The organism is Flavobacterium sp. CBA20B-1, assembly GCF_028473145.1.
Classification (GTDB): Bacteria; Bacteroidota; Bacteroidia; order Flavobacteriales; family Flavobacteriaceae; genus Flavobacterium.
Genome location: NZ_CP092372.1, coordinates 1 through 19757, shown reverse-complemented (window position 1 = coordinate 19757; position 19757 = coordinate 1). Strand labels below are relative to the sequence as shown.

19 protein-coding genes are annotated in these 19757 nt (G+C 30.3%); 7 read left to right on the top strand and 12 right to left on the bottom strand.

Annotated elements, in window-relative coordinates; genetic code table 11:
* Positions 1-3: 3 nt before the first annotated feature.
* From MG290_RS14805 to MG290_RS14790, 4 genes are all read right to left on the bottom strand, one after another.
* Positions 4-195 (bottom strand): hypothetical protein, encoded by a 192-nt coding sequence (locus MG290_RS14805; RefSeq protein WP_264563288.1) that lies wholly within the window; start codon positions 193-195, stop codon positions 4-6.
* 506 nt (positions 196-701) lie between these two features.
* Positions 702-1259, bottom strand: coding sequence for a hypothetical protein (locus MG290_RS14800; protein ID WP_264563289.1), 558 nt, complete (start codon positions 1257-1259; stop codon positions 702-704).
* 10 nt (positions 1260-1269) lie between these two features.
* The gene (locus tag MG290_RS14795; protein ID WP_264563290.1) at positions 1270-1458 is read right to left on the bottom strand and encodes a hypothetical protein; all 189 of its coding nucleotides are present in this window, start codon (positions 1456-1458) and stop codon (positions 1270-1272) included.
* Positions 1451-2056: a mobilome CxxCx(11)CxxC protein gene (locus MG290_RS14790; protein ID WP_264563291.1), complete on the bottom strand. Its 606-nt coding sequence runs from the start codon at positions 2054-2056 to the stop codon at positions 1451-1453. Before MG290_RS14790 ends, MG290_RS14795 begins: the two co-directional genes overlap by 8 nt.
* 643 nt (positions 2057-2699) lie before the next feature.
* Here MG290_RS14790 and MG290_RS14785 point away from each other — a divergent pair.
* From MG290_RS14785 to MG290_RS14755, 7 genes are all read left to right on the top strand, one after another.
* The gene (locus MG290_RS14785; protein WP_264563292.1) at positions 2700-3644 is read left to right on the top strand and encodes a tyrosine-type recombinase/integrase; all 945 of its coding nucleotides are present in this window, start codon (positions 2700-2702) and stop codon (positions 3642-3644) included.
* Between the two features lie 922 nt (positions 3645-4566).
* The gene (locus MG290_RS14780) at positions 4567-6981 is read left to right on the top strand and encodes a DnaB-like helicase C-terminal domain-containing protein (RefSeq protein WP_264563293.1); all 2415 of its coding nucleotides are present in this window, start codon (positions 4567-4569) and stop codon (positions 6979-6981) included.
* A 56-nt stretch (positions 6982-7037) separates the two neighbouring features.
* Positions 7038-7790 carry a ParA family protein gene (locus tag MG290_RS14775; RefSeq protein WP_264563294.1) on the top strand — a complete coding sequence of 251 codons (753 nt, stop codon included), beginning with the start codon at positions 7038-7040 and terminating at the stop codon, positions 7788-7790.
* 73 nt (positions 7791-7863) lie between these two features.
* On the top strand, positions 7864-8097 hold the full coding sequence (locus MG290_RS14770) for a hypothetical protein (protein WP_264563295.1): 234 nt from the start codon (positions 7864-7866) through the stop codon (positions 8095-8097).
* Positions 8098-8108: 11 nt separating this feature from the next.
* A complete protein-coding gene (locus tag MG290_RS14765) occupies positions 8109-8477 on the top strand; it encodes a hypothetical protein (protein WP_264563296.1) in 369 nt (122 codons plus the stop codon).
* 47 nt (positions 8478-8524) lie between these two features.
* Complete coding sequence (locus tag MG290_RS14760; protein ID WP_264563297.1) at positions 8525-9247, top strand: hypothetical protein; 723 nt, start codon at positions 8525-8527, stop codon at positions 9245-9247.
* Positions 9207-10199 carry a hypothetical protein gene (locus MG290_RS14755; RefSeq protein ID WP_264563298.1) on the top strand — a complete coding sequence of 331 codons (993 nt, stop codon included), beginning with the start codon at positions 9207-9209 and terminating at the stop codon, positions 10197-10199. Before MG290_RS14760 ends, MG290_RS14755 begins: the two co-directional genes overlap by 41 nt.
* Positions 10200-10522: 323 nt before the next feature.
* Here the strand turns inward: MG290_RS14755 and MG290_RS14750 are convergent, their stop codons facing one another.
* From MG290_RS14750 to MG290_RS14715, 8 genes are all read right to left on the bottom strand, one after another.
* Positions 10523-10999, bottom strand: coding sequence for a hypothetical protein (locus MG290_RS14750; RefSeq protein ID WP_264563299.1), 477 nt, complete (start codon positions 10997-10999; stop codon positions 10523-10525).
* A gap of 232 nt (positions 11000-11231) precedes the next feature.
* A complete protein-coding gene (locus MG290_RS14745; protein WP_264563300.1) occupies positions 11232-11465 on the bottom strand; it encodes a hypothetical protein in 234 nt (77 codons plus the stop codon).
* Positions 11466-11687: 222 nt separating this feature from the next.
* A complete protein-coding gene (locus MG290_RS14740) occupies positions 11688-11852 on the bottom strand; it encodes a hypothetical protein (RefSeq protein ID WP_264563301.1) in 165 nt (54 codons plus the stop codon).
* The gene (locus MG290_RS14735; RefSeq protein WP_264563302.1) at positions 11842-12357 is read right to left on the bottom strand and encodes a hypothetical protein; all 516 of its coding nucleotides are present in this window, start codon (positions 12355-12357) and stop codon (positions 11842-11844) included. Before MG290_RS14735 ends, MG290_RS14740 begins: the two co-directional genes overlap by 11 nt.
* An 84-nt stretch (positions 12358-12441) precedes the next feature.
* Positions 12442-14691, bottom strand: coding sequence for a hypothetical protein (locus tag MG290_RS14730; protein WP_264563303.1), 2250 nt, complete (start codon positions 14689-14691; stop codon positions 12442-12444).
* A gap of 2 nt (positions 14692-14693) precedes the next feature.
* Positions 14694-18158, bottom strand: a complete 3465-nt coding sequence (locus MG290_RS14725; RefSeq protein ID WP_264563304.1) for a hypothetical protein — start codon at positions 18156-18158, stop codon at positions 14694-14696.
* 2 nt (positions 18159-18160) lie between these two features.
* Entirely contained in the window at positions 18161-18814 is a 654-nt protein-coding gene (locus MG290_RS14720) for a hypothetical protein (protein WP_264563305.1), read from the bottom strand.
* Positions 18814-19614, bottom strand: a complete 801-nt coding sequence (locus tag MG290_RS14715) for a hypothetical protein (RefSeq protein WP_264563306.1) — start codon at positions 19612-19614, stop codon at positions 18814-18816. The genes MG290_RS14720 and MG290_RS14715 overlap by 1 nt, the downstream gene beginning before the upstream one ends.
* Positions 19615-19757: the final 143 nt, after the last annotated feature.

Genomic DNA, 19757 nt, shown 5'->3' with positions numbered 1-19757 from the left:
ATTTTACTTTTTAGCTAATTCTAAAATTCTATTCAGAATATGTTTCTTCTTCACTAAATAATTAGCTCTTCTTGTTATGTTGGCACGATAAACACCTTCGCATTTAAAGTTGTCTTCGTATGCTTTTGTTGCATTATTATGATTAACATAATCAATACAAAAATTCTCTTCACGTTTGCTTAAATTTTTATTCATAATAAACAATGTTTATGTTCGTTTAAATCTAAAGTAGCGGATAAAGAGAACACACAAAAATTTTTAGGTAGTGAGTTATTGACATTGTGGTATAAGTCTAATTATCAATAATGTAAGTATATATTTAAGTTCGTTTTAAACTTAAGTCATTTATGATAATTTGATTTGAAGGAAAAAACCTCTTTCTAAAAAAGAGAGGTTTTTTTATGCATAATGCTCATAAAATTAAGTTATTAATATCGAAGATAAACCATAAGGTCACCACAAGGATAATAAGGGTGAATACAATGTAAAATGGGGTTAAAACAGAGTTTTAACGGTATGTTTACGGTAAGTTTAGGGCGAGGTTAGGGCGAGGATAATATAAAAATTAGTATAAGTTTAGTATAAGGTAGTACAAGGGTAGTACAAGGGAAAAGGGCAAGGTTAGGGCAAGGATAACAACGAGTTTACAACGAGGGGAAACGAGGAGTTTACGGGTATGCTTATAATAAAAAAACCTCGTTTTAAGAGGTCTTTTTTTCTATTGCTATAATGCACTTTAGTTTTTCGTATAAGTTTCTCTGGTCTTTAGAATTGACACTAAAATCTTCTTTACCATCAATAAACTGCAATCTTATTTTTTCAATTTCATTATTTTGTAATTTATTCAACAATTCGTTATCGATCTGTAACGGAATAAAAGCGGTGCCGCATTCAATATTTGAATTACTAGTAATAATTTTACTTTCAGAACCATCTTTAAAAATGAAATGAACGTATGAATTTTCATCCCTGCAAGCTTTAATATTTCCGTATAGGTAAATGTGTGTTTTTATTGATTTGTCGCTTAAAACATGCTTTTGAAGAGAAAAGAGAAGTTTTTCATTTACTGAAGATTTACCTAGGCTGCTGTTAAAAATAGGTATTCTGTATTTTTCTATTTCCTGAAAATCATCTTTAAAATATTCTGCTTTACAATTATGATCAATGGAGCACGAACCTTTCGGGAGTTTTTTAAATTCATTCTGGCTTATTGCGTTTAAATTAACCAGAAAGAAAAGAAGTAATAGTATCTTTTTCATATAATATTTTTTATTTTCCGCAACACACACAGGAATTAGTCAATAATGGCCCTAAACTTTTATTCAGGGATTCATTGGCACTCCTTTTTTCTAAAAAGGATTTTCTTTCAAAATCATCAATAAAATCTCTGACTTCTTTTCTCTCTGAAGGGGCAAGTTCAGAGTAAACTTTTAGCAATCTTTTTACTTTTTCATCCATGGAATAAAATTTTATGTATTAAACTTCTTTCAAATTTTCCGCAAATTTCACACGGTGTTGATAGCATTGATAAAGGCACCTCCTGACATCCTACACATTTCCTTTGAAATTCTCTAAGTGCGTACCTCATGCCCTTTCGGAGCTCTCTTTCACTAAAACTATATTTTGAGTCACTCTCATTTCTATATTTTAACCTAGTTTCTAATATTTCAAAAGACTTTGAAAAATCTCCAAAATTACTAGGTGAATTTTTACCTAGTTTTTTAAAGTCATCGGATAACGAATTATAGTCGTTTACAGCCTCTAGTGAATATGATAGGTAATCATTCCAATTGTTGACAAGAGCAAATGCTGATATTACTAATTGTATAATAGATAATGGAATAGATATAGCTATTGTATTTTTTAATATTTCTGATTCAAATCCGAATCCTGATGCTGTGGCACCAACAGTTAAAGGTACTACAATTCCTAATATTGCTAAAAATCTATTCCATTTACTGTAAAACTGTGCTCTTTTGTTAAAAATATAACTTTTACCAAAGCATTGAATAGAATTATTCCAGGATTCACTTCTTAACTGTTCTTCTGGTGTCATTAAATTTATGTGATTACTTTACGTATTTAGTTACCAAATATACTTAAATTTAAGTATAGCATAGTAATAATATAATAAAATTGTAATACTTGGTAAAATATTTATGCAATATTATCATAAGTTCAAATAAAAAATATTAAACACTAAAAAGGCAGGAATCACCCCCTCTTTATAGCTTACATTATTAAAAATAAAAAAATGCCCTTAGGCAAATTTTTTTATTTATTTTTATTTAGGTCTATATTCTTTTATAGAATATAGACTATAAAAACATATAATAATATATACACATTTAAAAACACCTTTTAAAGCCTTGATTTTATTGGGTTTTTCAAAAATGTAATTGTGCTATCAGACTTAAAAGTTTAGCTATCAGACTTAAAAGTTTAGCTATCAGACTTAAAAAAAGAAAAAAAATTGTGCTATCAGACTTAAAAAATACTATTTTTATTTTAACAGAAAGAACATCAATGCGTTAAGGCTATTTTACTTGAAATAATATTGCGCTATTAGACTTAATTTTTATTTTTATGTAAAATTTATTACTTCCGCTATGTAATATTTGTGGAAGTTAGTAAACAATGTTTACATTTGTATTATAGTAAACAATGTTTACATAATTTAATATATAAAAAGCTTAACCATGAATACAACCATCCTACCAACGGAATCAACCGTTCCGGCATTAACTAAGCAATTAAATTTCCAACATTTAATTGATGCTTTTATAAATGATCAAGATGTAAAAGAAACATCTAAAACATGTTACCGAGGGCATATAAAACAGTTCTTCATCTGGATCCAAGAGTTAAATTATACTTTGGATAAAATTGAAAGAAAAGATATTATTTTATACAAAGAACATTTGCTTAATAAAAAAATGAGTTCTTTAACCGTTGCCGGTTATATAACCATCGTTCGTAAATTTTTTGAATGGGCAGAATCTCACAAGTTGTACCCGAACATTGCTAAAGGTATAAAATTACCGCGCAGAAAGCAGCAAATAAGAAAACAACCTCTTACTTCAGATCAAGTAAAAACACTCTTGGAAACATGCAGTATAAACTCAAGGGATTTTGCTATTATAAATTTGTTGGTTAGAACTGGACTAAGAACTATTGAATTAGTTAGATTGGATATCAAAGATATTACATTTAAGTCTGGTAAAAGGATTGCTTTAATTCAAGGTAAAGGCCGGGATGATAAGGATAACTTTGTTGAGCTTACAGAAAAAGCTTATGAACCAATTCAAGCATATTTAAAAACACGTGGTAAATATTCCCCTAGTGATCCTTTATTTGTTTCAGAAAGTAAAAACAGCATGTACAAAAGATTGAGTACGCGAACAATTAGAGAAATTGTCAAAACCAATTTAAAAGCAATGGGTATTGATGATAAAAATTATACGGCCCATAGTTTAAGACATACCGTTGCAGTAAGTATATTAAGAGCTGGAGGTACGCCAGAAATGGCGCAATTTGCGCTAAGACACTCAAATAGCAATACAACCCAAATTTATACAGCTACTCTTCAAGAAGAGAGAAGGTTACAAAACAGCGGCGAGCGCCTTCTGGATTCCATTTATTAATTTTGTCGTAAATTTGTAATATAAAACCGAATAAGTCGGCGGTACCTTGTACCGCCCTTACTCAGGACATCGTTCGTTGCAGCGAACAAATGTTCTTTAAACAAAATTATTTATTTTGTTTTTGACGCTCTTACCAATTTCCAAAACTTGTATAATGTATATACTGTTGGAACGGTGTAATAAGCTACCTTAAGAATCGTGATAAATGTGTCCATTTGTTTTATTTTTTTAAAATTATTTTAGTTTAGAGGTTAAGTTTCTCAGGGCTTAACCTCTTTTTATGTATGTATAAAATTGGTGGTGAACGTGCTTGTATCATTTTGAATTATGCGTTATAATTATAAATAGTTTCACTTAATCGAAAAGACTAATTATTTTATATTGTATATATAAAAAAATATCGCCCTCCCTTTATAAAGATAATTTTACCTCATATTGTCTTGTTCTTTAAGTTTGTTCAAAGCAATAAAACTGGCAAATAAAAAAAAAGGACATCGAATTGAGCCTTTTTAAAACCCTTGAAAACAAAGGTATTTCGATAAATGAATTAAAGTTGTGACATGAAAAAGCCGCTAAAAAGAATATAAATAGCGGTTAAAAATAAATAGTGCTGGCGCAGCACTTCAGCTTAAATAAGAAAGTATTTTGGGAAGGTATTATCTTAAAGATACGAAAAATATTTGGTTATTGCAAATTAGTTAAATTTGCTAAAGAATAATTAATGTTTGGTTAAATAAAAATTAACCAATCAAAAAAGGAGCTTTTGAGGGCTCCTTTTTCTTAGAAATTTTAAACACTCAAATGAGTATTTTAAAAGACAAATATACGTTTTATTTTTATTTAGCATTAATGAAACTATGTTTAACATGTTTACATGATAAATTATGTTTATATTTGTTTTAGGAATTTTAAATAAAATCAAATGAGTGCATTGTCTTTATGGATAGAAGAAGATCTTTATCCAGCAATTTACGAAAAGGCCGATCAGGTTTACCCAGAACATAATTTCATCATGAAGGGCAGCCAATGGATCAGTAATACTTATCTTAATGGTACACCTTCAAATAGGAAGGATAAAACGTATATCGGTAAAAAGCTTTTTAAAAATATAGCTGAACAAGGTGGAAAATCTTTAAGCCACATCGATTACCAAAAAGAAGTAAACAATTTATCTTTTATTGAAGCAATTAAGTATTTAGCAAGTGTTTGCAACCTTGAGATTCCTAAAGGAGATTATAAAGAATCTGAACAAAGGAAAAAAGAACGTGATTTCTTCAACGTTTGTAATTCATATTTTACATATTCATTAAACATTCTCGACGATAACCACCCAGTTAAACAGTATTTGTTTTCAAGATCTTATTCAAATGAAGTAATTGAAAAAATGGGACTTGGCTATATTGCCAGCAAAACAAATTTATTCAATTACTTAGCAAATCATTATTCTAGAGAAGAAATTGAAGAGTTATTAAAAACATATCTAAACCATATTGATATCGGTGATGTTAATGTGATTTCAATACCTTTCACATCGAACGGCAACATTAAAGGTTTTGTTTTTAGAGCTGTTTCCGATAATTACAGATCAAAGTATATTTATTCAAATAAGCTTGAAAAAGACGACGGTTTTTTCAATATGTCTTCCTTAAAAGGTGAAAAAGATTTGATTATTGTAGAAGGGCAGCTGGACGCTTTGTTCGCAGAAGCAAACGGAATTGATAATATTGTTGCTTCTGGCCATAAGGTACCAACCCCTAACCAAATAAAAAATGCATTAACAAAAAGTATCAATAAAATAACGTTAGTTCCTGATTTTGACCCAGGAAAAGAAGTTGAAACATCTGAAGATATTATAAAAGCAATCTATAATATTTTAGATCATAACTTCCACAAAATCTTCATAGCGGAAGTATCAAAAGAAGGAAACGAAAAGGTTGACGTCGATTCGTTTATACGAAATAATGGAATTGATAATTTCAAACAAATACTACAAAAATCGGTACCTTATTACGTTTACATATTCAATTCCACAATAAGTAAGTTCGCGCAAAAGGAAAATAATAATTCTTATAAATTGGTTGATGATCTGCTAGAAGAATTATTACAACATAGCGCAAAGTTTTCTAACCCGATACATAGAGAAGCTTTTAAAAATTTAGTTTTGAGAGAGCCGGTTCTAGCGGAATTGGGTATAAATAAAGTAACATGGGATCTAACAATAGAAAAGCTTTCTGTAAAGAGAAATGAAGAAATTCAGAAAAGTTTATTTGAGCAGCTTAACCGAGATGCAAATGTTTTGCATAAAGAAGGTAAAACCACTCAAGCAATCTCTTTAATTGAAACAAAATTAAAGGATATCAAGATTCAGGAAAAACAATCTTTTTATGAAAGTTTGATAAAACCGATATCAGAAAATGATTTGCTGAATCATTACCAAATCAAACCAGGTAATATTCAAACACAGTTTTCTTATTATGATGAATCGGATAAAGAAACAAAATATATAAGCTTCCCTAGTGGTGCGATATCGATTATCGCAGCACCTACATCGCACGGTAAAACATCGTTTATGTTGAATAGTGTTTTTGAATGCCTAAAACATGATTTTAATAAAGAAATTCACATATTTAGTTTTGAAGAAGATAAGGAAAGTATTTTGATAAGTCTTCTAAATTGCTACCTAGATAAACATGTTTCAAAAAATAATAAAAGAACAATAGAAGATTATTTCAGAGGTAACAAATATATTTTAAACTCATACCCAGACTTTGAGTATTTTAAAAACAAGTTCTTTGAAAACTTTGTTTTATCACAGAAAATAAATATTCATTATGTTGATTATGATAGCCAAACATTGATCGATGCTATTTACTTTTTAAGGAAAAACCGAAATGTCGGTGCCGTATTTATTGATTATATACAGCTGCTTAAACTTCCTGAAAATCCTTTCAAAAAGAACACAACTAGACAAGAAGAAATAAAACAGATTTGTCTTGATTTGAAAGATATTTCAGTCCTAACTGGTTTACCGGTTATACTTGGTGCCCAATTATCAAGAGAAGTAAAAAATCCTTCTCAGTTATTTGCTGATAAAATTAGAGAAGCTGGAGATATAGAACATATTGCAAACTTGATAATTGGATTTTGGAATTGTATGTTTGAACCTCAATGGGGTGGAGTAAATAATAAAATACCAGAAAGCTATGACGGTCCAGGTTACCCATCAGAGGAATTATATTGTAAAATAATTAAAAATAGAGGAGGAAAGCCTGGAGATACATTCCGATTAAGTTTTGAAGGAAACACCGGGAAAGTAAAAACACTTTCTTTCTATTAATATTAAAAAACCATTGTTCCCGGCATAATTGTCGGGAACATAAAAGCTAAAACCAAATGACTAAAATAATATCTGTTAGCAACCACAAAGGAGGCGTGGGAAAAACGACTTCTAGTGTTAATATAGGGGCTGCCTTGAATTTACTTAAAAAGAAAGTTTTATTGATAGATCTTGACCCACAAGCGAACCTTAGCCAAAGCTTAGGAATTTCAACAGAAAATAAAACTGTTTACGGATCATTAAGAGGCGAATATCCTTTAACGCCATTTGAGTACAAAAAAGGTTTTGACGTGGTACCATCTACGCTTGATCTTTCCGGGGCCGAAATTGAACTCGCTTCAGAACCAGGAAGAGAACAGATACTAAAGGAACTTATTGAACCTATAGCAAGCAAATACGATTTCATTTTAATCGATTGCCCACCTAGTCTAGGCTTACTTACATTAAATAGCTTCGTTGCTTCTAATCATATTATTGTACCGATACAGGCGCAATATTTAGCTTTACAAGGTGTAGTTAAATTAATTGAAGTTATTAAAAAAATACAATCAAGACTAAATAAAAATCTTCAGCTTACGGGTTTATTTGTAACACAGTATGATAAAAGGAAGGTTTTAAACAAGAATATCCTGGAATCACTTGACGAAAATTTTAATAAGTTGCTTTTTAAAACACAAATTAGAGATAATGTTTCAATCGCTGAAGCTCCAGTATCAAAACAAGATATTATTAGCTACAATCCAAAATCATACGGATCAGAAGATTATAAAAATTTAGCGAAAGAGATAATAAAACGTTTGGGGAAATAGTAAACAATGTTTACATTTGTAACATGATTTACAATATGTATTGTGTATAAAAAAGAAGAAAATAAAATATAAAATGAAAAGAATTGCAAATTTATTAATTGATTATGGATTTTCTTTCGATTACGAAAACATAAAATCCAAAGGGAATTCTATCAATATACTTGACATTGGCTTAAAGGTGGTTAGTCAAGATGGTATTATTTACTTCGAGTATGAAAATGAAAAAGAACAGTATCAAGATACAGAAATTAATTTTCATTATGTATCTAACAAAATTGAGCAAATATTAATTAAAGAAACAGTATAAATATTTTTAAAATGGCTAAGGATTTTAAACGTGGAATGGAATATCTTTTCGGAGAATCTTCAGTTCCAAAGAAAGAACAAAAACAAGTTGTAAACCATGAAAGTGACAAAACTTCAATTGAAGTTTACTTTAAAAATAAAGAAAAGGAAGAAAAGGAAGAAGGAAAGAAAAATGGGCTGAAAGAAGGAGAAACTAGGTTTATTTTTATAGCAAATAGGATCGAAACAGAAAAAATAAAAGCCATCGCTCATTATAATAGATTGCCTATAAAAGACTTTATGGGGAATATTATTTCAAAATATCTTGAAGCATATATTGAGGAAGTAGGAGAAGATGAATTTAAGATAATAGAAGAAACATATTTAAAGACCTTAAAATAAAATTATACTTCCACAAAGCTTACATAGCGGAAGTAATAAAATAGAATATGAAAGTCAATAATAAATACTCAAAATTGATTAACCAGGAAGATTTTTTGGCTCTGCCGGTTGAATCACAAAATAAGATACTTTCTATCCTTAAATTAAGTTCTAAAGATAGAGCTGCTATTCTTATGAACAACATACAAACTGATAGAGAAAACTTACTTTTTGACGATTCTGTTTACTTAACCGACTATGAACGAATATTTATTATTCAGTCGTTCGTAACTAATGCTGATATAAAAGCTTTAAAAATGTTTGAGGATCTGAACAAAAAAGCAATCAGCTTCAGTATAAGACTAAGTGAAAAGAAACAAACCTATGAAAGTTATTATTTACAGTACCTTTTGCTTAAGAATAAAATTTCAAATCAAAAAGCTTCAGAAGATTTTATAAACTCATACGTTCAAAACTGCATTGACTGCTTTGCTCTTTACTATCAAAAATTTTTAGACTTTGATTTTGCACTGTTTTGTTTCTTTAGAGAATATCAATTCAAATCTTCAATGATATCTGATTATATAGATTCTATATTCGAACAGCAGAACGAATTCTTTCTCTTAAACAAAGAAAGTCTTACAATACCGGAAAAAGTTTATTCTACTAAAAACGCAAATGAAATGCTTGAGAATGTTTTCCTACTTAAAAATGTTGATGCGTCATTATACTTAAATGATTTTTTACTGTATGAAAAAGAGAGAGGGGAAAGAATTAAGTTTAAGGGCTAAAACTGTAGCTGAACTTTTAAAGGAAAATACCGGAACTTTTAGGCAAAGTAAACCTTTGGGGTTAATGGGGTCCGTTAATAAAACTGATGAAAAATTTTCAAAAATAATTGAAGAAATAAACGAAGGCTTAGAACTTCCGCGGTCATCTTCAATGAAAGTGTTCGAAAACCAAATAACAAAAAGCAATATTGGGCTTGTGGTTACGGCAGAAGAACATAAAATGATATATGTTCTTTCTAAATTATTAGCTGATAAAAGTAAAAACATTCATAATAAAGACGATAGAGAAAGTTTTTATACAGGAGAAGGGGTTATATTAAATAGTGAATTTAACACAGGAAATAAACACCCATTTTTCAATACATCTTTTTTTGAAATAGCGAAAATATATCATTCAGACAACGCGCCAGGAGGAAGGCAGCAAGAAATGGTTAGAAATATAATAAAGCGACTGAAAGATAAAAGCATGTATTTAGAATACCAATACCAAAACCCACACAACAATAAGGTTCGTAAAGGCTGGAGGTATACGAGTTTGATTTCAAGTATAGGAAATGAGGTTGATATTGATTCTTATCTAAGTACTTCAAGTTTTCAAATAACACTAGATCCTATTTTTAGGATAGGAATAGGCGAGAGCTATATTTCACATCCAAATAATATTATTGAGCAATTCAATGCAGTAGGTAGAGGAAAAAAAACAAAGGGTTCTTTTTATGCAATACATGATTATATAAAAAGACAAAAATACAAGGAAATAAAGGTAAGTGAATATGTGTTATTTAACGTAATGAATCATGAATTTTATGAAAAATCACAAAAAAGTGTATTGAAAAAACAATTACAAGAAGCTGTTGATAGACTAATAGAATTAGATATTATTTATAAATTTAAGGTTGAAACAAAAACAAAAAATAAAAAAGGAGTTAATTACATATTCTATAAAAAATAACCTTCAAGGATCTTCTTGAAGGTTATTTTTATTAATTTCTAATGTAAGGTATTGTTCTTTCAGCTTTAAACGCGTTTACAGCTAATAATCTCGCTCGCATTTCAGATGAAGTATACCAAGATGCTGTTGGTATATCGTAAAAACCTAAATGGTTCGTGATATGGTTATCAATTTCACAATTCACAACATAATTACCAGTTTCGGCCGGTCTGCTTTCTGGATAGTGTATCCAATTAAATTCATTCATAATAGTAATATTTTATGTAAATGTAGGTTAGTAAAAACTAACCTACAAAAAACTCTATATTGCTAAAACGCCAATTTTAATTAAAAATAAAATATATTTCTCTTAGATAAAGGGATTGAAATAAATTCTGAAATTGATGAACATATTTCAGTGGTTTACTTAATATATTCCCTTCTCGATCTGAAAGATAAAAACCGTTTTCAGTTTCTATAAATGTAAAAACATCGCATTTAGTTTCATCCTCACTAGAAGATAATATTTGATAAGAATTAAGAATATTATCAGTTAGTAACATAGGTTTTATATCGTCGCAATCTGTGCTATCTAAATTATAAATATCATGCGAGTCTAATTGATATGGCTTTCCTTTGTGTAAAACATAATTATTAGGGCTCAATTCAAACATTTGAAATTTATAATCAGAAGTATTTTCTTCTTCAGAAAATAAAACTCCAGAATCGATATCATTTAGAACTTTATTGTTTTTATCTAGTTCAGCCTGCAGATCTGCATTTCGTTCTTGTAGGCTTTTGTATAATGTTTCTTTTTTCATTATAAAATGATTAATTAAATATTTTTTCTAAAAATTGTGAGTACATTAAAAATATTTTTACAATTGATTTTAGGGATATTACACCCAAAATAAAACTTGTAAGTAAGGCTACGTTTAAAACATCTTCTTTCGTAGCCGGTGATAATTGTTTAAATTTGTTTATCATTCAGTTTTCATTTTAAAGGGATGAAATTTGATATTAGGAACCTGCGTCAACAGGTTCCTTTTTATTTTAAATACTTCTCATAACTTGATCTAAATCAGAATCAGAAATATCTTCTGATCCTTTCGACTCACTTTTGGATTTACCAGAAGCTAAATTCACATCAGACTCAAATGAAGCGATTTGAGAATCTATATCTTCATTAAGGTTTAATCGGTTAGCAAACATTTTTTTAATGTTATCTGGCGCGCTTTTTAATACTTCTGAAGTATCAATCAATTTAATTTTAGTTTGTTCTGACATAATTGTATATAATTTAAAATTTTACATGTTTGTACCAATCCCTGAAAGAATCATGTATGGTATCTGTTTGATTTTTACGAAACACCCAGGATTCATTTTCTGAAAAAAGAAAAATGAATCCTTTAGCTATGATCTCTTTTATATTATTTGGAGAGCATTTTAATATCAAGGATAGGTTTTTAAGTTGAATTAGGTTAAGGTTCTGAATATTCAGACCTTGTTTCATTTTTTACTTTTTAATATTATTGTTTTTGAATCTATTCTACTCCATTTATGGCCGCTAGAAATTAGATTACCTTCTAATTTTTTAGCCTTTTCGAGTACCTTCAGAGCTTCCTTACGTTCTGTAAATTGCTTAGTGTGTTTGAATTCTGAATTATCCGCCATTTACTGCAATTTTTAATAATTTTTCAACTTGCTTTAAAAACTTAGGGAAGGATATTTTGCTTTGAAAGTACTCTGCTCTAAAATCAAAATATTTTGATTCTAACTCATCGATTTCCCCTTCTTTTAAAAATGATAGCAATTTTATATTTTGCTTATTTAAACACCCAAGCACCGCCATTTCATAATAACAACTGACAAACATATCAACGCCTTTCAAGCAATTTATAGAGTAGAAACTCTCATATACATCACAAGTTTTTTGATAAATATTCTCATAATCTTCAAACTCCATTTGAGTAACAGACTCACCTTTAATAAATTTATCTTGCAGCAGTTGGATAGGGGATATATTAATACATTCGGATCCAATTCTTAATAAAAAATCATTCAAATGAGAAATATTGGTCAAAGTAATACTCATGTCAATGAATAGTTGATAAAAAGGAATTTCAATCGATACTTTTCTTTCTAATTGATTTTTTAAATTGTAGCTAATACGTTTCATGATTTAAGATGTTTAAAATTTCTATTTCAAAAATAGTAAACTTTGTTTACATTGTTTACATTGTAAACGTTAAAAATATGTTAATTACAATTTATACTGTAACAGTTTAAAATTTCCGGCTCCATTTGGTTTTAATGCCAATAAATAACCTTTTTCTATCTCTCCATTCTCATTGATAAATTCCACAAGGCCATAGCAATTTCTAATTTCCTTACCAAGGATATTGCTTCTACCTTCAACCATTTTCATTATCTCATCATTACAGATGTGTTCAAATTCAATAATTTCAGGTTCAAATCTTGGTTTTTCAAGTTTTACATTCTCTATCTCCCCATTTTCAGCATATAAAGTAACCAAACTGCTATTTCCTTTTGAGCTTGAATATTTTATTTTTTGAAACGGATAAACAGTAAGTCCTGCTGAAATGTTCCATCCGTGCCTTAACATGGAATTAAAAGGCGTGATGCGTAAATTAAATGCTGTTTCAGGCGAAAATACACCTGTTGGCATTTGGTTAAAATCATCATTCCACAAACGCGGTATATAGCTTTCAAGGGTTTTGGTCGCTCCCCTAAATGGCCATGTTGGAAATGTTACTGTTTTCGGCTCATCTTTACAATCTATGAAGAAAATATCTTGATCGTAACTGGTATCTTCGGTAGGATAGTCAAAATAAGGCTTTCGTCTTGCAAACTCCATTCCGTACGTATCTGCCCGATATTTTGAAAGCTTGGTGTATTTATTTTCCACGCGGTGAATGCAAGTTGTATAGGAATTGCGAATGTTGTATTCATCCAATCCCATGGCCTCTTCATACTCCCCTCCTTTTTCAAAACCAATTTCAATACTTTTGTAAAAACTAGTTGGATCTGTTGAACGTTTTATTTTGGTGATTTTGTTTGGTAGTTTTATAGTTGTGTTTCTATTGTAGAAATATTTTAAATCCTCTATCACTACATATTCCCTTGCTCCTATTTTTTCAATACCTACGCCAATATTTGCCACAGCCATTAAAGACTGTGTAAAATCTTTGAAATTCGTAGTTAATGGTTTGAATTTACGATCTTCTTCTGGAAGACTTGCATCAACATCTCTACTAAAACCACGAATCCAAAAACCATGTGTTATCAGAAGATTTTTCCATTTTCCAGATTGAAGAATCTCTGATTTAACAGCGTTTTTCCTGCCGGTTATAATTTCAACAAGTCTATTTGCTAATTCAAAAGGTTTTACGGCCTTACATGCCGTTTTTTTAAATTCAGAATCCTCTTGGATTTTGATAGTGCCTGATTTTAATGTGTAAAACAAATTACGTTTATATGTTCTACCCCAACCACCCAATATATCAGATTTGAAATCTGAATATATCATCACCTCTAAACCTAAGCTTTCACCTTGATTTAGTGTGATATCGAATGTTTTTTCATCAACAAATATATTTCCAGAATATATTGGATCCTTTCCAGAAAAATCAAACCTCCAAATATCATTAACGTTTCCAGTTCTGTCGAAATTAGAACCATTTGCATACACTACCAAAGAAATAGAAGCATAACCGTTATCTACTTCCCATGATTGGTTTGTAAAGAGCAAAACTTTTAAATCGCTAACTTTTACTTTAAATTTTCTAGTTCTATCAATGTTTGATAAAAGCATCATTGTTGATTGCCCAATGTGCTCATTCCCATCTGAACCGTCAAAAGTTGGGTTTGCTTCTTCGTGTGATTTTTTATCAATATCAAATGGTAAAGTATTAGATAAATATCTTTTTTCTCCGGCTGTACTCTTAATAAGCAATTCTTTCTGATACGTCATTGGCGCAGCTTTCCACGTTGACTCTAGAAATATCCTACGCCCATTCAATTCAACATTTACGGTTTTTAAGGAATCAATCACTTTGCCGTCTATTGTGTCTTTTCGGTCTATTTCTACATCTTCACCCTCTCTTGCTTTTAAAATCGAATCCAAACCACCAGAATTGAATCTTAAACTTAATTGATTGTTTTCAACCCCTCTAGTTGATAAATCTAAATAGCCTGTATAAGCAGTTTCCCAAACATCTGTTTGGTCATTCTTGCTTTCTTTTGTTAACCGAATTTCTGCGTTTATGCCATCGGTTAGTCTAACTATTTCAATAAAATCTTTTGCTTCTTTAATAAATTTAAGAGAATTAGAAAGGTTTCTGAATACCCCAGATTTATCTTCATTTCTGCCAAATTCTTTTTCATCTTCATCCCAACCAATAGGCTCTGGTATTTGAATAGTGCCTAAACTTTTACTACTTAGAAAGTAGCGCACACGGTCTGAATATTCTGTAAATATGTTAGTTGCCATAATTATCTGTTTTTACTAAGCCATTGAGCGTATTCAAAATCTATTTTAGGAACATTTACTGTTGTAGCCATCTTTTTTCTTTTCATCGTAGCGTGTAAAGCTTTTATTTCCCTAGTGTTTTCTTCAATTTTATCTTGAAGAATAGAATCTCTTCTCGTCTGGTCAAGATACTTTTCTGTGTCTTTACTCATTTTGTTAATCATTGATTTTTGCAAGGATTTTTGATAATCTTCTACAGATTTATGAACCGTATCACCTTGTTCAAGTTTTACTAAAGTATCGGTGTTAGGTGTCATGTATGCAGATCCATCTTTATGCTCAATAACCTCATGCACACCACCATCACCAACAATCGCTATTTCTTCCGGACCGCCTTCACGCCCCATTTTATATTTTGGTATTTTAGCACTTGAAATAGCCGCAATTTGAACAGCTCCTAAAGCACCTACAAATATCGAAGCGATTTTACCCCCTATAGGCCCTAATTGAGCATAAGCTTGCATTATTGCTTGCGCAGTAGCCCATATTGTCTGAGCGATTGAAAAAGCTTTGTCCAAATTTGCTTGCTTTACTTTTTCTTTCCTCTTTTTCTCTTCAAGTTTTTGCTCCTCTGCGCGAAATCTAATTCTTAAACGTTCCTTTTCTTTTTCTGTACCTGTAAAACTTTCTAATTCTCTATCATTTTTTTCTTGAATAAGGTCTATTTCATCTTGAATTTCTTCAATTCTTTGTTGGTAAAAAGAATTAGAAAATTCTTTCATAAACATAAAAGTTGCTTTTATTTTTTCTTCAAGTGTTGAAAACTGATCTACAGCGGTCATTATGAAATCTTCTACAACCTTACTGCTTATTCCTGTTGATGAAGCAAAACCATCTGAAAATTCGGTTAAATATTTTTTTAGTTTTTCTAGCTTTTCTTTTTCTTTTTTTATTTCGTCTTCTGCATCTGTATTTTTGTTTTCATTATCTGTTTTGACAGATTGATTTTGAAGTTCAGCAAGTTTCTTTTTTAATTCAATTATTTTCTCACCTTCCAAGCCTAAAATTTCAAGGGTTTTGATCATTTGCTTGATTTGTTCCTCTAAAGTGATTTTATCGTACTTTCTATTAACAGCTAGAATTTCTTTCTCACGCTTCTCTACAGCTTTAATGCGTTCTGAATTGTTTTTAAAAGTTAGTTTTCTAAATTCTTCTTCAATTTTGGTTAGTTCTTCAAGTCTTCTTATATCTCCGCCAGAGATTACAGCGGCTGTGTTAGCTGCTATAATTTTAGCTTCTATTTCAGCATTCTTTTGAAGATTCTCCTTGTTTTCTTCACGAAGTTTTTTTAATTCAAAATAGTACTCTTTGAAAATTAAAATCTGATCATCTTTAAGCTTTGAAAGATCCCCTTCCTGTTTTAAATAAGTTTGTATTTCGTCATCAGTTAAAGCTTTGTATTCTTTAGAAAAGTTTGAAAGAGATTTTATTTTCTTTTCCGCTTCTAATCTTAAGGCATTCTCGCTTTCTTCTTCGTATGCGGATAGAGCGGAAAGTCTGTTCTCAAACAAAGACTTTTCGTCTTGAGAAATTCGTTTGTTAATATCAGCTTGCTGATTAGCTGCCTGTATCCTTAAATCGATTTCATCTTCAAAAGCTTTTTTCAATGCTTCAAGTCGTTCTTTTTCTAATTGTTCAGGAGTTTTACCTTTCTTTTCGTCTAGATCATCCCCAAACAAATTACCCATGTTTAAACTCTTAGACAATTCTTGGAATTTTTTAACTAATTCCTCAGCCGCTTTTCTATTAGCATTAATCTGCTCTGTATTTTCTTTGATTTTTTTAGTACGGTTTTCTGAAATTTTTTCATTAAAAGGATCTACAAACTTACTAAAAGGCCCTCCTGATTGTAAGTAAGCCTTTAATTGTTCACCCCAAGTAACCTCTTTTTTCCCTTGAAGTTCAACATTTTCAGCGGCTAATTGCGCACTTTCACTTAGCAAGATGTTTGCCTGAGCTTTTGCCATTGTAGCTTCTACATAATTCCGTGCTTGGTTGTTTAAGGTGTTTTCAGCTTTAGCAAAATCATTGGTTTTACCCATTACATCACCTAAAACAGAATTATAAACCTTCAAAGCATCTTTTTTAGAAATTACACCTTTTCGCGCTTGCTCAAATGAAATAGCAACTTTCGCGACATCAGTATATGCTTTTTCATAATCTCCATCTTTCAGAGTTTTGTTGTAAGTTTCTAATAATTTAGCCGATGAAGCAATAACTTTATTCCCTCTAAACACTTCTTTAAAAAATTCCCCTATCTCTTTACCGTACAAAGTAACCAGGGTAACCCCAACAGACAAAGCGGTCTGCCAACTTAAAAATGATGATAATATTTGCGACATTACGCCCGGAACTTGCTGCCCTTGCGCGCGCAATTCCTTTACGTTCTTAGAAACTCTTTGAATTTCATCAGCTAACATCGGTATGTTATTAGATAACGCTAAAAATCCGGTTTGAGCAGAAACAGCAAAAGCTGGCATTTCCCTTGTAATTTGGTTTATTGAATTGCCTAAACCATCCCAACCGCTCTTGTAATTACCAACATTTCTCTGGTGCTTTCCGATTTGCGCATCAACACGTTTTAAAACATCATTATATTTTAATAAACGCTTTTCCAAACTAGCTAATTGAGATTCCTCTTGAGTTGTGAGTTTTAAACCTAATTCTTTTTTAGCAGCAATATTATTATAAGTAGCAGTCATTCCATTTATTTTCAACTGCACTTTGTTGTAAACATTTGAAAGTTTTTCTTGAGCTACTGCTTCTTTTTGAAGCTTTTTTTCATAGTCATCAAAAGCTTTTTCTCTAGCTTTTTGTAACTGAATATCAGATATTCTCTTTTTTTCGTTAGATTTAGCTACTACATCTGCGGATTTTTGAGCTGCTTCTGATTCTTTTTTAGCAGCCTCAATTATCTGTTGTTTTTGCTTTTCCATAGCCTGGGAAAAATCCAAAGAGTTTTGTATCTTTTTACGAGTATTTTTTGTGTCGTTTTCAGTTTCTTTGTCTTTCTGCTTAGCTATGCTTGAACTGGTATTTAAAACTTTTTGAACATAAGTATTTGTTGCTTTTTCTGCAGCTCTAGTTGCATTTGCATTGTCAATTTTAGCTTTCGTTTCAGATTTTTCATTTGCAATGGAACTTTTTTTCATTCTATCCATTGTTTGCTCTAGCTTAATTTGCTCTTTAAGGACTTGAATGTATTTATTGGATAGTTTTATATTCTTTTCTAGCGTAACGCTTAAATCTTTATAATCTGAAGCGTTTTTTACATCTTTAGGGATGTTTTTAAGCTCTTTGAATACTCTTTTTAACTCCTCTACCTTTTTGATCGATATTTCAGCTTGTTCTGCCAATAATGTTCCGAATGCTAGAGCGTCATCCGTAATTATATCTTTTCGTGTAATAACACCTTCACCTGATGCCATAATTAATCATTTTTAGCTGTTTGATTATTCTTTTTTTCTTGTTCAATCTTTTTACTCACCAAATCATAGTAAACCAAGTATTCAGCACAAGAAACTTTTTGTATGTTAATCTGAATATTAAGAATTTCAGAAAAAGCAATTAACGTTTTAATGATTTGTGAAGTTTCATTTTCCAAGTATTCAGGATCTTTTAATTTAGATTCCACATACTCTTTAAGTTTTGGACTAGAAGATATCATGGCCTTTTTTTTAGAATTAATAAGTTCCAATTTTCTGAATATTGATTCCAGGCTTTTATAATATCTTTCAGTATTTTCTAAATCAACTTTAAAACCTTCAGATTCTAAAAAGTCAATAGCATCTTGGTTAACTTCGATCTTAAGCAGCTCAATGGCCATAAAGCCTATTTTCTGCTTTGCTTCATGGTACTCATATATAGCGATAAGATGAAAACGCGAATTATCATCGCTTTTAATTGATAAATTATTCAATATTTCAGTAAACTCTTTTTGCATCCTGGTAAACAAATGCATTAAATCAAATTCACTAAGTCTATCTTTACGCTTTACTTTGTTCTGAAGCAAACCTAAATTCCCAGTACTACCAACTTTATAAAAAGTAAGAACAGGTAGTGTATCTAAACTATCATATATCACTATTCGCCTATTTTAAAGAATGGAGTGCCATCCTGCATTATTTCCGGATCTCGATACTTAATTTTCGGAGCCTTGTCTTTCATTTCCTTTTGGAACTTTTGTTCTGCAGCTATCGATGCTTTTGTTGCGTTTTTATGATCATTTATTCTTTCTTCATTAGAAAAAACCTCTTTAATACGCTTCACTTCAATTTCAAAAGATTCGTTGATATCATTATCGGTAAAAATATTTTTGAAAACATGCTCATATATTTGCTTAAAACCCAAGGCAGAAATACCTTGTTTACCAACATTTTTCTTGTATTTTTTTATCTGTTCTAGTAGAGTAACAGAAGATTGATAAAGCTCTATCTCACGACTTTCTTCAAGTTTTTGAGTACACCACCATTCTTTTACAATTTTATCATTGTATGTAAACTCTTGAAATTCGTCATTGAATTCAATGAAATTATTAGGAAATTCAATTTTATAATCAACGCGAACTAAATTTTTATACCCCCTTACTGATTCAGTAAAAACCGTAAGCTTTTTATCAAAATCAACAAGAAGTGTATTTATTAAAGTTTCATGCTTTATACCAGTATCTTTAATTATATTCTCAGCTTTAGATCTTAGAGTTTTACGAATAAAAACCAGATTATTACTTTTGATGAGTTTCCAAATTGAATTATCAAACTTCTCTAACTCTAAAGTTTGATAAGCTTTTTTTACTTCAGAGGCCATTTTTATTTTACCCTTAATTACTTCTTGAAATGCTCCATATAAATCTTTATCAAAGAAGCTTAAATTGTTTTTCGTCATAATAATTTTTATTTAATTCTTTTTTTTACAACACCTGAAATGAGGTCTTTAATAACCTTTAAAACCTCGGAAAAGTCCGTTTCTATTTTTTGTGGCTTAAGCATTGGTTTATTTTTTTTATCAGGACAGAAGGTGATAGGCAT

Bases quoted from the DNA above. Each gene is read 5' to 3' on its own strand.
- MG290_RS14805 (WP_264563288.1), bottom strand. From the start codon at position 195: ATGAATAAAAATTTAAGCAAACGTGAAGAGAATTTTTGTATTGATTAT.
- MG290_RS14800 (WP_264563289.1), bottom strand. From the start codon at position 1,259: ATGAAAAAGATACTATTACTTCTTTTCTTTCTGGTTAATTTAAACGCA.
- MG290_RS14795 (WP_264563290.1), bottom strand. From the start codon at position 1,458: ATGGATGAAAAAGTAAAAAGATTGCTAAAAGTTTACTCTGAACTTGCC.
- MG290_RS14790 (WP_264563291.1), bottom strand. From the start codon at position 2,056: ATGACACCAGAAGAACAGTTAAGAAGTGAATCCTGGAATAATTCTATT.
- MG290_RS14785 (WP_264563292.1), top strand. From the start codon at position 2,700: ATGAATACAACCATCCTACCAACGGAATCAACCGTTCCGGCATTAACT.
- MG290_RS14780 (WP_264563293.1), top strand. From the start codon at position 4,567: ATGAGTGCATTGTCTTTATGGATAGAAGAAGATCTTTATCCAGCAATT.
- MG290_RS14775 (WP_264563294.1), top strand. From the start codon at position 7,038: ATGACTAAAATAATATCTGTTAGCAACCACAAAGGAGGCGTGGGAAAA.
- MG290_RS14770 (WP_264563295.1), top strand. From the start codon at position 7,864: ATGAAAAGAATTGCAAATTTATTAATTGATTATGGATTTTCTTTCGAT.
- MG290_RS14765 (WP_264563296.1), top strand. From the start codon at position 8,109: ATGGCTAAGGATTTTAAACGTGGAATGGAATATCTTTTCGGAGAATCT.
- MG290_RS14760 (WP_264563297.1), top strand. From the start codon at position 8,525: ATGAAAGTCAATAATAAATACTCAAAATTGATTAACCAGGAAGATTTT.
- MG290_RS14755 (WP_264563298.1), top strand. From the start codon at position 9,207: ATGAAAAAGAGAGAGGGGAAAGAATTAAGTTTAAGGGCTAAAACTGTA.
- MG290_RS14750 (WP_264563299.1), bottom strand. From the start codon at position 10,999: ATGAAAAAAGAAACATTATACAAAAGCCTACAAGAACGAAATGCAGAT.
- MG290_RS14745 (WP_264563300.1), bottom strand. From the start codon at position 11,465: ATGTCAGAACAAACTAAAATTAAATTGATTGATACTTCAGAAGTATTA.
- MG290_RS14740 (WP_264563301.1), bottom strand. From the start codon at position 11,852: ATGGCGGATAATTCAGAATTCAAACACACTAAGCAATTTACAGAACGT.
- MG290_RS14735 (WP_264563302.1), bottom strand. From the start codon at position 12,357: ATGAAACGTATTAGCTACAATTTAAAAAATCAATTAGAAAGAAAAGTA.
- MG290_RS14730 (WP_264563303.1), bottom strand. From the start codon at position 14,691: ATGGCAACTAACATATTTACAGAATATTCAGACCGTGTGCGCTACTTT.
- MG290_RS14725 (WP_264563304.1), bottom strand. From the start codon at position 18,158: ATGGCATCAGGTGAAGGTGTTATTACACGAAAAGATATAATTACGGAT.
- MG290_RS14715 (WP_264563306.1), bottom strand. From the start codon at position 19,614: ATGACGAAAAACAATTTAAGCTTCTTTGATAAAGATTTATATGGAGCA.